This is a genomic window from Sulfitobacter sediminilitoris (genome assembly GCF_010667575.1).
Lineage (GTDB): Bacteria > Pseudomonadota > Alphaproteobacteria > Rhodobacterales > Rhodobacteraceae > Sulfitobacter > Sulfitobacter sediminilitoris.
In genome coordinates this window covers 13,492-27,093 of sequence record NZ_JAABNT010000028.1, presented here as the reverse complement: position 1 = coordinate 27,093, position 13,602 = coordinate 13,492, and the positions used below count along the sequence as shown (strand labels likewise).

The window sequence follows — 13,602 nt, the reverse complement described above, 5'->3', positions numbered from 1 at the left end:
CAACCGAATGTCCGGGCATCGGGCCACGCCGCTGAAAGCGTTGAATTTTCTGTGTTTCGGGAATGGCCGCTTACGGAGCGCAGTCCAAGCTTACCCCGCTGCGCCGCCGCAAGTCCGCTCTGAGCCCAAACCAGACGATGCATACCTCAGTCTAGCTAGCATTTAGAGGCGTACTCTCTGAAGATTTAGCAAGCGCCTCGCCTTGATCGAATACGAGGCAGATGTAATGTTTCTCAGCGGACTGAGGGTTCGAGTTTCACAGGCTCGCAAAATAATTAGGAAGGGAGCTGATACCGCTTGATGGAGCGTAGGCTAGCAGCCGTCATGGCCGCAGACATCGTGGGCTACAGCCGCATGATGGGGGCTGATGAAGAAGGCACACTGAACATACTGCGTGAGCTGAAATCGGGGGTCACAGATGTTTCGATGTTCTTTAGCGCACGATTGCCGAGATCCTCGGTTTCCAGCGTGACATTGTCCCCAAGTTGATGGAGCGCGGTCTCCGAGATACAGATGCCGCCAGGATCGGCGATCGCTTCCAGTCGTGCGGCAACATTGACCGCATCGCCATAGAGGTCACCGTCGACCGCAATGACGTCGCCGACGTTTAAACCCATACGCAAATGAACCTGTTGTGCCTTAGGTCTGGGTTCATTCCATGATTTCAATTCGGTTTGAACCGCCATGGCGAAGCGGATGGCGGCGACAACGCTGGAAAACTCCAGCAGAAAACCATCCCCCATGGACTTGAACAGACGGCCAGAAAGCTCTTTTGCCGCCGGAGAGAGCATGCGCTCGCGCAACTCTTCAACAGCCGCAAACGTTCCTTCCTCGTCTGCCCGCATCAACCGCGAATAGCCGACCACATCTGCCGCGAGAATTGCTGCCAGTCGTCTGTTGCGTTGTGAAGCCATCTTGAGTCCTCGGCCTTGCCTTGTGGTGTGCGGACAAGTGACAAACTGCGCGCTGCCTTTGCCGTCCTCGCTGCAAGAAATGCCCCGCTGAGCATGGTTTTGACAACGTTTTTGATTTCCAACACCGAACTGGCGTGGTGCGCTAGCCCGCAAGCATATACCTTTTACCTTGTTTTCCTGAGTTCAGCACGCCCCGCGGTTCCCGTATCCAGTTCGTCTAGGTCTACCGATGCCAAGCAAAGTGTATCCAGCTCGGCTCTTCAGGAATAGTTCGAGAACCGTGACTCGCCGAACATCTTTCGGTGTTCCGCAGGGGTCAGTCCGGTCTTTCGCTTGAATAATCTCCTAAATGATGGTGTATCAATATAACCCTTCGAAGGTCTAGGTTCTGCAAACAGCGGACGCTCGTTGAAATCCTAGTTATGACCGAGTTGCGGACAAACCCGCCGTTCAGGCACTCGAACCAAGGCACAGCGCGCACTGATCAAAGAGCAAAGCTGCTGCCTTTTGTACAGGAAGGTGTTCTTTCAAGGGAATGCCGGATAACATGAGATCAACCCCATCACCCACTGCGGCCTGGCAATAGTCCGGGAGATCGTGACCGCCCAAAACTTGGCTGGCGCATCTAACTGAGAGGAAGATCATGAGTTTTTTTACACGCACCGGTAAGCCGCTGCCGCAGTCAATTCTGGGTTCTGCGGAGGCAGTGAAGAAGAATCCTTTGAACCGCCGCGAGTTTCTGGCTCTCGCCAGCGCATTTGGTGCCACCGCCGCGACCGCTTACGAGATGCTGGGCATGGCAGCACCCGTCCAAGCCGCAGCCCACAAAGAAGGCGGCACCGTCCGCATGCAGATGGCAGTACGCGCCCTGAAAGACCCACGCACTTATGACTGGTCACAGATTGCAAACTTCAGCCGTGGCTGGCTGGAGTATCTGGCGATCTGGGAAAATGACGGTACATTCACGCCCGCCCTGCTGGAAAGTTGGGAACTCAATGACAACGCCACTGAATACACGTTGAATGTTCGCAAAGGCGTCAAGTGGAACAATGGCGACGACTTCACTGCTGACGACGTGGCTCGCAATATCACTGCATGGTGTGACAAGAACGTTGAAGGCAACTCAATGGCAGGCCGTTTTGCGACCCTGATCGATGAAGCGAGCGGCAAAGTTATCGATGGTGGGATCGTCGTGGTCGATGCCCACACCGTAAAGCTGATGCTGCCGCGTCCCGATATTACTTTGATCCCGGGAATGGCCGATTATCCTGCTGCTATTGTGCATTCGTCTTTTGATCCTGAGACAATGCTGGAAAACCCGATCGGCACTGGTCCTTATCTGCCTGAGTTGCTTGAGGTTGGCGTCAAGGGTGTGCTCGTTCGCAATTCCGACTTCAGGTGGTGGGGAACTGATGTTTACGGCGGTCCCTACATTGATCGGCTGGAATACATTGATTATGGCACAGACCCATCGGCGACTGTCGCAGCAGCCGACGCCGACGAGATCGACGCAACCTATGGCATCGATGGTGAATTCGTTGACATCTTCGGCACATTGTACGGTTGGAATGAAAACAGCATTGCAACCGCTGCAACCATCGTGATCCGGCCAAACCAGCTGGCCGAAGTTGATGGCAAGCGCCCCTACGAAGACCTGCGCGTGCGTCAGGCCATAAGCATGGCGGTGGACAACGCTGTGCTGCTTGAGCTTGGCTATGCTGGGCGCGGACTAGTTGCGGAAAACCACCATGTCGGTCCAATGCACCCGGAGTATGCCGAACTTCCGCCGCGCAAGAGTGATCCCGCTGCAGCTAAGGCACTGATGGAAGAAGCAGGCATGGGTGATTACGAGCATGAGCTGTTCTCCATCGACGACTCATACCGAAAGGACACCACTGATGCGGTGGCAGCCCAGTTGCGTGATGCAGGAATTAGGGTCAAGCGGACAGTCTTGCCTGGGTCGACTTTCTGGAACAATTGGACGAAGTATCCGTTCTCCTCGACCAACTGGAATGCACGACCTTTGGGTGTGCAAATCTGGGCGCTAGCCTATCGTTCCGGCGCGGCGTGGAACGAATTTGGCTGGGCCAATCCCGACTTCGACGCGCTATTGGAAAGAGCGCTGGCAACGCCTGATTTCGAAGCCCGTCGCAAGCTGATGATGGAAGGCGAAGCCATGATCCAGTCGGAGGGGGTTACGATCCAACCCTACTGGCGGTCGCTTTACAACCATACCAAAGAAGGATTGGTTGGCGCAGAGCACCATATCGGGTTCGAATACCACCCTGCAAGGATGGCCTGGACCATGTAGTCTGACAAAATTCATGAAGAAAGGGCCGTGCATGTCGCCACCCTTTCTTGTCTGCTGCTTTTCAATGATGGTCTCGTCACAGCTTTCGGCGCGTGGGTCGGTGTGCCTTGAGATCGACGAGCGCCTCGGATTGTGCGCGGTGCTGACAGATGTCTCGGGGTATTGGGCCGATAGGCGTCACACTGACGGCGCACTTCGGGCCGGGGCCCAAAACAGAGCTGCTGGATCGCGGAAGGGGCGCGACGGGTCAGGCAATCTTACACAGGGAAATTGACGCCTTTTCCACTTCGAGAGCAAGATAGTCACACTTCTTCCGACCGTCTCTGTTTATAAAGGAAGAAGATATCGGAGCAGCGCGGATGCAGGACCGAACAACGGAAGACGAAAATGTCAGCCTGCGAGCTGAAGTCGATAGGTTGCGTGAGCAGGAAGCCGCAAGTCGGGAAATTCTTGCAGTTATCAGCCAGAACCGGCACGACGAACAGCCGGTACTGGATGCTATAACTCAGAATTCCGTCAAATTGTGCGATGCAGCAGGCGCTGGATTATGGCTGTTGAATTCTGCAGGTGACGCCACGAGGCTGGCAAGCATTGCCCAAAACCAAGACCAAAAGGGCGAAGCTCTGGTCTCTGTTGGTTTAGAATTTCCGCGGGAAAACGTTTCGGCCATGGGTCAGTGTTATCGAGACTCGCGCACGATGAATATTGCCGACAATCGGGATGACCCATATTACTTGAATGGCGACCCCACAGCTAAAAAGTTGGTGGACAAGGTCGGAATGCGCAGTCGGTTGATTGTGCCGCTGCTGGAGAACGGAATTGCTTTTGGGTGTATCAGTCTGCACCGTAAAGAAGTGCGGGCGTTCTCCGACGAGGAAGTCACTTTGATCGAGTCTTTTGGCAGGCAAGCGGTGATCGCCATTGAGAACGTGCGACAGTTCAAAGCACTGGAAATCTTGAATGATGAACTCAGCGAGCGGGTCAGCGAACAGGTGGGCGAAATCGAACGTGTGGGACGGCTCAAGCGGTTCTTGCCAGCGGCCGTGGCAGAGACAGTGATCAGTCAGGGCGCGGACAAGATGTTGTCCAGCCATCGTGCGTTACTGGGCGTATTATTCTGCGATATTCGCGGTTTCACTGCATTTTGCGAAACAGCGGAGCCGGAAGAAACCATCGAGGTCTTGCAGACGTATCATGAAGAAATGGGCAAGCTGATCAATGCCCACAGTGCCGGTGTCGATCACCGTATGGGCGATGGTATTATGGTTCTGTTCAACGATCCGCTGCCTTGTGATGATCCGGCAGGAGACGCGGTACGGCTGGCACTTGCGATGCGTGCTCGAATGGCGGAGTTTGCCAAAAAATGGAAGCGTTTGGGCTACAAGCTGGGCTTCGGTGTCGGCATATCGCTCGGATATGCAACGGTTGGATTGGTGGGGTTCGAAGGCCGATTTGACTACACGGCTTCCGGCACTGCAATCAACCTTGCCTCGCGTCTTTGCGATGAAGCCCAAGATGGTGAGATATTGCTGAGTCCGAAGGCTGCGATAGCGATTGAGGACCTTTTTCGGATCGAGTCGCGCGGAGAGCTGTCTCTGAAAGGCCTCCGCGAGCCGCTTGAGATTTTCAGGCTGATCGGTGGTGCTACATCGTGAGAAAACCGGACGTTGGCGGCACTCAACCCAATTACTGGTATGGGCTCAGAGCGGACTTGCGGCGGCGCAGCGGGGTAAGCTTGGACTGCGCTCCGTAAGCGGTCATTCCCGAAACACAGAAAATTCAACGCTTTCAGCGGCGTGACCCGATGCCCGGACATTCGGTTGTTCGGATCAGTAGTTGGTCTACAGACCCCGGAACGACGGCTGTGAGCCGATTGTGACAGGTCAGCGACTACATCGGCGCACGGGCGTTGTTGAGCAGCCTGCCAGATGTCGATTGGTTGCTTGGTGATCGCGGATACAATGCCGACTGGTTCAGAGAAGCGTTGAAAGACAAAGGGATACGTCCCTGCATCCCCGGCCAGAAGCAGCAAAAGACCCAAGCCAAATACGACAAGCGCCGGTACAAACGCCGGAACCGCATCGAGATCATGTTCGGCAGGCTCAAGGACTGGCGGCGCGTTGCAACCCGATACGACAGATGCCCAAAGGTCTTCCTCTCAGCAATCGCCCTCGCGGCAATCGTCATCTATTGGCTATAAGTCCTGACCCTAGGCTCATCGCTTCGTTGAATTTAGCATCGGACATACTGTCCATCTGATCACGCATACTGAATGCAATTTTGCTTCTCCTCCACGCCAAACCTACCACGCGTGGCCAAGAAGTCTTTAGCGGACGTTCGCTGCCTTCTTCAGTAACGACTGCTCTGCGGACAAAGCAGCCTGATGCATACGCAGCGAAAACCTCCAAGACCGAAAGGTCAAGACGGCACCCGTGTCGCGGGAATGCAGCACATCTTCTCCAAAGCGGCCGTTCAATGAGGTTCGATGGATCGAATTTCAAACCTGCCGTTCGCGGCGGGCGTGTCCGATGTTTCAGTTGCGGACAGAGTGGCCTGTTGCGGGCGCGGCTATTGCTCATGCAGCATTTGTTCGCAGTTGAAGTAGATAAGGTTCGACGGCGCAGCGATGTTCGCCAGACCAGCCATTCGATGTGGTCATAGCGGGGCAATGGCCAACTCTGGTCCTCCGCTTTTCTAACTATAGTGGCGGACCACTTCATAGGGGGAGGTCCACGACGAAAGTTACTCAAATAACGCAGATCTATGGTCCTACTAATAGGGATTTTTCAGCATTTTTGACAGCTCCGCTTCATTCGTCTGAAGTTCTTTTGCAGTAACATTAATAAGTTTCTGTAATTTCGTTGCCTTCACTATAGTTGTTTCAAGTAAATATGAAAATTTTGAAGTTTTCAAATTTTTTTCCATTTTAACGATTTCATCTCCCATTGCATAAACTCCCTCACTCTTCCTCAGATCATTACCTAGTTTCGCCTTCCCTAACTTATACCCAATAGGTTCACCTGCACCCGGTTTGGTCGCGTTCAAAATTCTCTTTCTCGTCTCTTTATACTTCTTCGTGAGAGCCTTCAAAGCCTTAACTTTACTTTTCAGATCATCATCTTTTAAATCCCTCAACTGACTAGTAATGCGATCAAATTCATTAAGGCTCTTGAGGCTGCTTCCAAGCTCCAATCTCTTTTCCTTGATGCTTTTGTATGCTTCCGCAATGTCTTTTGAATTAAATTTCGGAAGAAAAATTATATCACCAGCAAATATCTTATCTGCAGATCTATTTTCCTTATTTAGCTTTTTGACGAAATCTTTATTATAGTCGGCCGTGAGTATTTTTTTCCAATCCTTTGGTGGAAACCCTGCCATTTTAACGATATTCCAAAGATTATCGTTCTTTTTGACTTTATATTCGACTGTTTCTACATCACTGGGCATAATTATTCCTTAAGCTTGTGAAGGCGTATTCAGGGTAACTATTTTCTATTCGCCTTTTTGGGTGGTCCAAAAAATTCGACAACAGGGTTGCAATTTAGCACAGACCGGAGGGAAGGGATGAACTGGGACGACGTACGGATATTTCTGACCGTCGCCCGGGAAGGCATATTTAGACGAATTAGCCAGAGTAAAAGGTTTGAACTTATTCTCCTAAGTTAGGTGTTGCGACGTCTTGTGACAACGAGTTTGTAAATTTACGAAACCGAACAGCGATATTTTCACGCGGCCCTGCGCGGCCATGCAGAAGGGCTGGCGCCGTTTGACGAGGAGTACGTTAGCTTACTGCACTTGCGAAAAACGCGGTTTCAATCCGGCCGCCTTGGGCTCGTTGCTGCCGATCGCCGCGTTCAAGACGAACTTCCGTTCTTCGTGAAAAGCTGCCGTTTGCTAAGGCCACATCCGATGTCTCAGTTGCGGTAAGCTTAAGGAGCTATTGCTGACGCCGGTATTGTGGCACCATGCCGTGAGTGGAAGTCCGAACAGAATATGGTCAGAGCACAGTCAATTTGCATAGAAGTGAGGTCAGCTAATGGAAACGACGATTGGAGAAGACGGCATCCCATTCATGCCGATCGAAGATTACGCCAAGCTTTCACTCGAAGAACTCGATACGTTGCGAAAACAAACACCGGTTGTCCGTCTGATGCCGTCGCGCGTCTCTGCTTTGAGGGACGAAGACGTTACAAGGCTCGCGGCACATCCAAGCCTTATTCAGGTGCCTGGCCCTGAGTTTTGCAACATTATGGGCATTCCTGACGGGCGCTGTCGTTCATTTCTTGAAACGTTCATGCTGATGACCAACGGCGACGACCACAAGCACCGTCGCGGCGCATTTGCGCGGGTCTTCGCACATCCCGTGCTACGACAGAAGCGCGGTCGTGTACGTGCGGTTGCCGACCACATCATCGCCGACCTACCTCGCGGCGAAGAATTCGATTTTCTTGCATTGTGCGCCTCCCGCATTCCTGCGGAAATGATTGCAGAGGTGCTGGGTTTGAAAACTGAAGACAGCGCTTGGTTTGCTGGACACGTGTACAGACTCAGCAATTGTCTAGTGCCGCCCTACTCTGGTCATGAAGAGGTAGAGGCCTCAGCTGAAGCGCTTTACGATTTCGTGGCACAGACCGTTGCGGATCGCCGTCAGGCACCTCAGGACGACATGATTTCGATGCTGGTGGCGGACGAAAGTGATCGTAGTCTGGAAACTGAGGAACTGATCTATCAGATCATGGGCCTCATACTCGGTGGCAGTGATACGACGCGGTCAGGCTTCAATATGATTGTTGCAAGGCTGCTGGCAGACCGTTCGCTTTGGAATGAACTTCAGGCAGATCGCTCCCTCATTCCAGCTGCAATCGAGGAATCCCTTCGCCTTGAGCCTCCTGTTGGCGGTATGCCCCGCTACTGTTTGGAACCCATTGAGATTGGAGGAATAAGCATACCAGGTGGCCAGCTAGTTGGGCTCTCGACCCTGTCTGCAATGCGCGACGAGACAAAGATTAGCGATCCGGAGACTTTCGATCTTCACCGTAAGGATCGTCCTCTTCCTCACCTGGTATTCGGCGCAGGCGCGCATCGGTGTCTTGGTGAAATGCTCGCTCGATTGGAGATGGAAGAAGGGCTGGCTGCTCTGCTCGACGGAGCCCCCGATATCGAAATGGTCAAGGCGCCGGAAATGATCGGCGTACTCGGCCTCCGAAAGTCAACCCCGATGATTGTACGGATTTGATCAGCGAGATTTGTCGCTTGCAAACTAATCTGTAACTGACGCACTGCGGGCTTCGAACGTATCTGCACCGGGCGGGAAAGCCCGAGATTAACGGCCTGAAATGGGTTCTTGCCGAGGATCACTGTGCTCCTCTCGAAAATCTGGTCATTTGGTCATTTGGCGAGAGACCCGCAGTATTCATTGTCTAAGGCACGGACACAGTGATCCTTGGCTTCTATCGCCTAGTCCATCTTCCTAACGAAAGATCACTATCCCAGGCTTGCAAGAAAACGATTGATCGCCTTGGCGGCTTCCTTTGGCTGCTGGCACATCCACCAATGACCGGCGCCTTCGAGCACGGCAATCTGAGCGCCGACCCGCTCTGCCGAACGTCGCGTCAGTGTCTCACCACCACAATAGTGATCTTCAGTTGGGATCAGTGCAAGGCCTGGCCGAACCGCAGCTTTTGTAATTTGCATGCCGATATCTCGCATCACCGGTTGTGCTGCCGAGCGATAAAGCGCCAAGATTGCCCGTCCCATTTCAGGACTACGCGCGGCGAGGACCTTTCTCGCGACCGCGCGCGTCATTCCCAAACTCTCATAGCGCTCGACGGCGTCGTCAATCGGCAAACCCATCATCTGTTTGACCGCTTGCTCCCCAATGTCCGGTGTCTGCCAAGCTTGAGCAAGGTCATGCCAAACATAGTCAGGGTCAAAGAGCCCTAAGATATCTGTAAGCCAAGAACGAACAAGATCAGGGCGTTCCATTGCAACTCCCATGACGTGACCACCACCCCAGTCGTGCCCGAGAAGGTCCACAGGATGCGCCAGCTTCTCAAGTTCTGAAATAAGCCACTCTCTGTAAGAACCGATCGTGCAGTCGAAGGCTTCAGGTATTGGCGCACCAAAGCCGGGCGGTGAAAGGCGCAGCACATCCCGTTCTTCAATCTGCGGAACAAGATCATCCCAAATTGCTTCAGTTTCTGGGTTACCGTGTACAAGAACGATCGTCATTTCAGGTCTTCCAGGTTGCTTTTTGCGTAATCTCGAGAAGCTGGATCATGTAGCCCCAACACTCGCTTGTCGCAGCAGGAACCGTTGGATTTTCCCGCTGGGTGTCTTCGGCAGTTCGGTCACGAATTCGATTAGCCGAGGATATGCGTGGGCAGAGAGGCGCTGTTTGACATAATCCTTTAGTTCCGCAGCCAGCGCTTCATTGCCTTCCCTGCCATCCGCCAGAACGATCACCGCTTTCACGATTTCGGTCCGTTCCTTATCCGGCAAGCCAACGACAGCAGCCTCTGTCACGGCGGGGTGTTCGATTAGGGCACTTTCTACGTCAAACGGTCCGATGCGATAACCTGAAGAAGTGATCACGTCGTCGTTGCGTCCCACGAAGGTGATACACCCGTGCTCATCCCGCTCCACCGTGTCCCCAGTAAGATAGTACCCGTTCTCGATCGATTTCTTGCCCTTGTTCAGATAACCACTGAAGAACATGAGGGGCGATTCCGCGATGTGCACGGCCAGTTGGCCCGGCACGTTGAGATCGGCAATGCTACCATCCTGGGCCAAAACATCGACCCTGTACCCCGGCATTACATATCCTGCCGATCCCGGCCGCACGGGATGTTCAAGCCCGTGATGGTTATTGACTAGCATGCCCGTTTCGGTCTGCCCGTAGTGATCTTTGATCGGCGCATTCAGTTCTGTCTCAAACCAACGGATGACTTCGGGGTTCAACGGCTCGCCCGCGCTACTGATACAGCGAAGTTGATTACGCAACTGTACTGCGCGTTCGGTTCCAGAAGCGATGATCAGTCGAAACGCGGTCGGCGCACCGGCAAAGTTGGTTACGCGCAGTCTTGAAATCACGTCATAAGTGCTGTCCACCGTGAATGGCCCTTCGACCAAAGTGGTTGCATGCCCCAGCAGCAGTGGACCGATGACTGCATAGTAGAGCCCATAGGCCCAGCCCGGATCGGCAATGTTCCAAAAAACATCCTCAGGCCGCAAGTCGATCCCTTCGACCATGTAAGATCGAAAGGCGGGCAGAGCCTTTAGTGGAACGGGCACTCCCTTTGCGGGCCCTGTAGTTCCAGAAGTGGCCATCATTAACATCAGATCATCGCCGTTCCGCAAAACCGGGGAAAACTCCGCGGACTGAGCAGTCATTGCCCGGCGGAAATCAATGTCTCCTGCAACAAGCTCGTCCGGGGTGTCGGCGATCAACGCGACAGGCGGACAGCCTTTCACACCGTCGAGCTTTTCGCGGTTAGCAACGTCGGTCACAACCAGTTTCGCGCCGCTCATGGTCAGACGATCCTCGATGGCCTTGGGACCAAAGGCCGTGAACAACGGCTGGTAGGCCGCCCCAGCCCGCAGGGCACCCAAAACAACTGCAACCAGATCAGGCGTGCGTGGCAACAGGCCTGCCACAATATCGCCGGGTTGGATGCCTTGTTCCGCCAGCAGGTTGGCGACACGGGCAGCTTCGTCGCGCAACTCCAAAAAGTTGCGGGTCTCGTGGTGCCCGTCCACCGCTATCCAGTCCAATGCTACGGCGTTGTCCGGCAAATGGGCATCACAACATTCCACGCATGCATTGATCCCGTCTCTGAAACTGCCGGAAAAGAGAGACCTTGCGGCATCTAAATCAAAGCTTTCCAGCGCTTTGGAGTAGTCAGGGGAAGTTCCAGTGCGAGAATTCGATGCCATTGAAACTTATCCCTGAAATTGCAGCCTGCGCTTATCTTGGACCAAAATGGGTCAAAACTCTACTCTAGAGATAGCGTGGGCACCTGAGCACTATGTGTGCCTTGTTGTCTCCCAGAACGGCCGCTCCGGGCGGATTGTGTTGAAAAACTCGAAAGATCCGCACTCTCGCTTTTCCGCCAAAACCCGTTGCATCGGAAAAGTTGGCACTGTTCGAACGGAGAGGGCATTTAGAGCTGCACACATCGCCAAAGCCCTGATTTTGCCGACCCCCTCGCCAAGATTTCCAACTGGCGCTCTATGGCGAAGTTTTTCACCGTTTTTTGGAGAAAACAGAGTTTTTCAACACAATCGGCTCAGACCGGTCATTAGCCGCGGCTTGTACTAACGACCGCGATGCGGACTTTTCAGCCGTTCGGGCCTTTGCTGAGAGGGGCTGCTTCCGGCCCACTGGGGACCTTCGTTGACGGTGCAGCGAACGACGGGTTCGCGCCCATTTATCGAATGTTGAGCTATACCAGAAAGTTGCGCTAAATGTTAAGCCAACCGTTCACAGATTGATATGAATGGGATTTCAGGCTGGCAGTCCCGCGATCTCTAAGTTCTTCATTGCTCGGACAAGGTGTTCCGCCGGTGCCTTCCCGAATACTGTACGAAGGTTCTCGAGTTTCAGGCCCACCTTACGTTTGAGTATCTGATCAACTGCCTCTTGCGCCGCCAAATCGTCATTCATCTCGATATAAGTAGCGGCTAGGAAGACGTATGGAAAGAAAGCAGCCGGGCGAAGCCTTGCTGACTGGTTCAGGCAATCAATCGCCTCGTCAAAATCGCCAATTGCGAACAGCATTGAACCTTTCAGCAGGTAGAAGTTCCAGCGAGCGGGATCGTTGGGACTCAACCTAATCGCCTCGTCGAAGCAACTGACTGCATCCGCACACTGGCCGGCATGATTAAGAGTGAAGCCGAGCTCGTGGTGTGCCTGCGCGAGGTTAGGGTTTAGACGTACAGCCGTCTGGCATTCGGCGACCGCGACATCGAGTTCGCCCATCCAGCACTTTACTACCCCCAATGCGATATGCGCCAGCGCCCCGCTGTCGTCCAGCAGGACGGCTTTCTCTGCGGCCTGAAGAGCTTCGGCGATTATCTCGTCAGCCGTTGAGGTGTAGCTGGTCTGGCCGGATCGAATGGAATACGCGCCCATAAGTGCGACCATTGCATAGGCGTCAGAAAAGTTGGGGTCCCGTTCGATCGCAAGATCAAAATGCAATCTGGCCTCGGCGTGATCTTCGACGCTGAACGGTCGATAGTAGAATGCCAGGCCCTTTTGGTAACTTTGCCACGCGTCCAGTTTTGGATGGTTAGATCGCATGGATCGGTCCATCTCCGCCTTGCTGAGGGCCGGGATTAGCACGCCAGTTATCGAGCGCGTTACTTCGTCCTGCAGGTCAAACAATTCTCCCTGTGGTCGATCATAGGTCTCGGCCCAGATATTCTTGTTTTTCTTGGCGTCGATCAGTTGAACGTTCACTCTGACTCTGCTGGGCGAGGCCCTAACGCTACCCTCAACAAAGTATCTGACACCAAGCTCAGCTGCGAGGTATGACGAGCTTGTGTCTGAGCCCTTGAATGCAAAGATGCTGTTTCTGCCAATTACTGACAGCCATCGAAAGCGCGCAAATGCTGTGATGAGATCTTCGACAATGCCATCTGCGAAAAATTCCTGATCTTCGTCGCGTGAGAGCGACTTGAAAGGCCTAACTGCAAGTGACGGCTTAGAGGTTCCGTCCCGGCGGTCGTTCTTTGCTGCTGCTGGCGCAGCCTCCATTCCTCGGCCGAAAGCGATTACCGGTTCACTAATGTTCTTGAGGTCCTGAGCGCCAAAGTTCTGAAACTCCGACGACAGCCGACCGTCCATCGCCCCCCGCGCGGCGTCAGATATAACGATCGCACCTGGCGCAGCCATTTCCTGCAAGCGTGCTGATATATTCACGCCATCGCCATAGATGTCTTCCTCTGTAATCGTAACTTCGCCAATATGCAGCCCGATCCGCAACTGGATTGGTGATTGGTTTTCAAGCGCATCCTGCAGCGCCAAAGCGCATGATACTGCATCGGTAACGCTTTGAAATTCGATGAACCATCCGTCGCCCATGCTTTTGAGGATCGCACCGTTGCTCCGCTCCAGTAAAGGCGACAAGAGGTCATTCCGAAAACTGCGAAGAGACGACAGTGTCCCACTTTCGTCCGACCCCATCAGCTTGGAGTAACCCACGACGTCAGCAGCAAGAATCGCAGCGAGTTTTCGAACCATAATTTTCCGACCTTTCCAAGTCTGCGATTCATGAGCCGAAGAGTGAAGCAAGGATCTTCGATATTTGAACCTAGCCTCACCCTGTGAATACTGAAACCCGGATTTTGGGTTTCTTGCTTCAGTTTCCAATCCGA

At 53.5% G+C, this 13,602-nt stretch carries 8 protein-coding genes and 1 pseudogene; 4 read left to right on the top strand and 5 right to left on the bottom strand.

Features of this window, described 5'->3' with window-relative positions:
- Positions 1–344: 344 nt before the first annotated feature.
- Positions 345–914 (bottom strand): adenylate/guanylate cyclase domain-containing protein, encoded by a 570-nt coding sequence (locus tag GV827_RS21510; RefSeq protein WP_164356072.1) that lies wholly within the window; start codon positions 912–914, stop codon positions 345–347.
- A 643-nt stretch (positions 915–1,557) separates the two neighbouring features.
- Between GV827_RS21510 and GV827_RS21505 the strand changes: the two genes are divergently transcribed.
- From GV827_RS21505 to GV827_RS21495, 3 genes and pseudogenes are all read left to right on the top strand, one after another.
- On the top strand, positions 1,558–3,225 hold the full coding sequence (locus GV827_RS21505) for an ABC transporter substrate-binding protein (protein WP_164356069.1): 1,668 nt from the start codon (positions 1,558–1,560) through the stop codon (positions 3,223–3,225).
- Positions 3,226–3,584: 359 nt separating this feature from the next.
- A complete protein-coding gene (locus GV827_RS21500) occupies positions 3,585–4,880 on the top strand; it encodes an adenylate/guanylate cyclase domain-containing protein (protein WP_164356067.1) in 1,296 nt (431 codons plus the stop codon).
- Positions 4,881–5,104: 224 nt separating this feature from the next.
- Positions 5,105–5,425, top strand: a pseudogene (locus GV827_RS21495) (transposase); the annotation flags it as partial.
- A 572-nt stretch (positions 5,426–5,997) separates the two neighbouring features.
- On the opposite strand, the gene GV827_RS21490 reads toward GV827_RS21495, so the two are convergent.
- The gene (locus tag GV827_RS21490; protein ID WP_164356065.1) at positions 5,998–6,672 is read right to left on the bottom strand and encodes a hypothetical protein; all 675 of its coding nucleotides are present in this window, start codon (positions 6,670–6,672) and stop codon (positions 5,998–6,000) included.
- A gap of 589 nt (positions 6,673–7,261) precedes the next feature.
- Between GV827_RS21490 and GV827_RS21485 the strand changes: the two genes are divergently transcribed.
- Positions 7,262–8,461, top strand: a complete 1,200-nt coding sequence (locus tag GV827_RS21485) for a cytochrome P450 (protein ID WP_164356063.1) — start codon at positions 7,262–7,264, stop codon at positions 8,459–8,461.
- Between the two features lie 248 nt (positions 8,462–8,709).
- Here GV827_RS21485 and GV827_RS21480 read toward each other — a convergent pair whose 3' ends face one another.
- The 3 genes from GV827_RS21480 to GV827_RS21470 all read right to left on the bottom strand — a co-directional run bounded on the left by GV827_RS21480 (position 8,710) and on the right by GV827_RS21470 (position 13,468).
- Positions 8,710–9,456, bottom strand: coding sequence for an alpha/beta fold hydrolase (locus tag GV827_RS21480; RefSeq protein ID WP_204326028.1), 747 nt, complete (start codon positions 9,454–9,456; stop codon positions 8,710–8,712).
- A gap of 45 nt (positions 9,457–9,501) precedes the next feature.
- On the bottom strand, positions 9,502–11,160 hold the full coding sequence (locus GV827_RS21475; RefSeq protein WP_164356061.1) for an AMP-binding protein: 1,659 nt from the start codon (positions 11,158–11,160) through the stop codon (positions 9,502–9,504).
- Positions 11,161–11,731: 571 nt separating this feature from the next.
- Positions 11,732–13,468, bottom strand: a complete 1,737-nt coding sequence (locus tag GV827_RS21470) for an adenylate/guanylate cyclase domain-containing protein (protein ID WP_164356060.1) — start codon at positions 13,466–13,468, stop codon at positions 11,732–11,734.
- Positions 13,469–13,602: the final 134 nt, after the last annotated feature.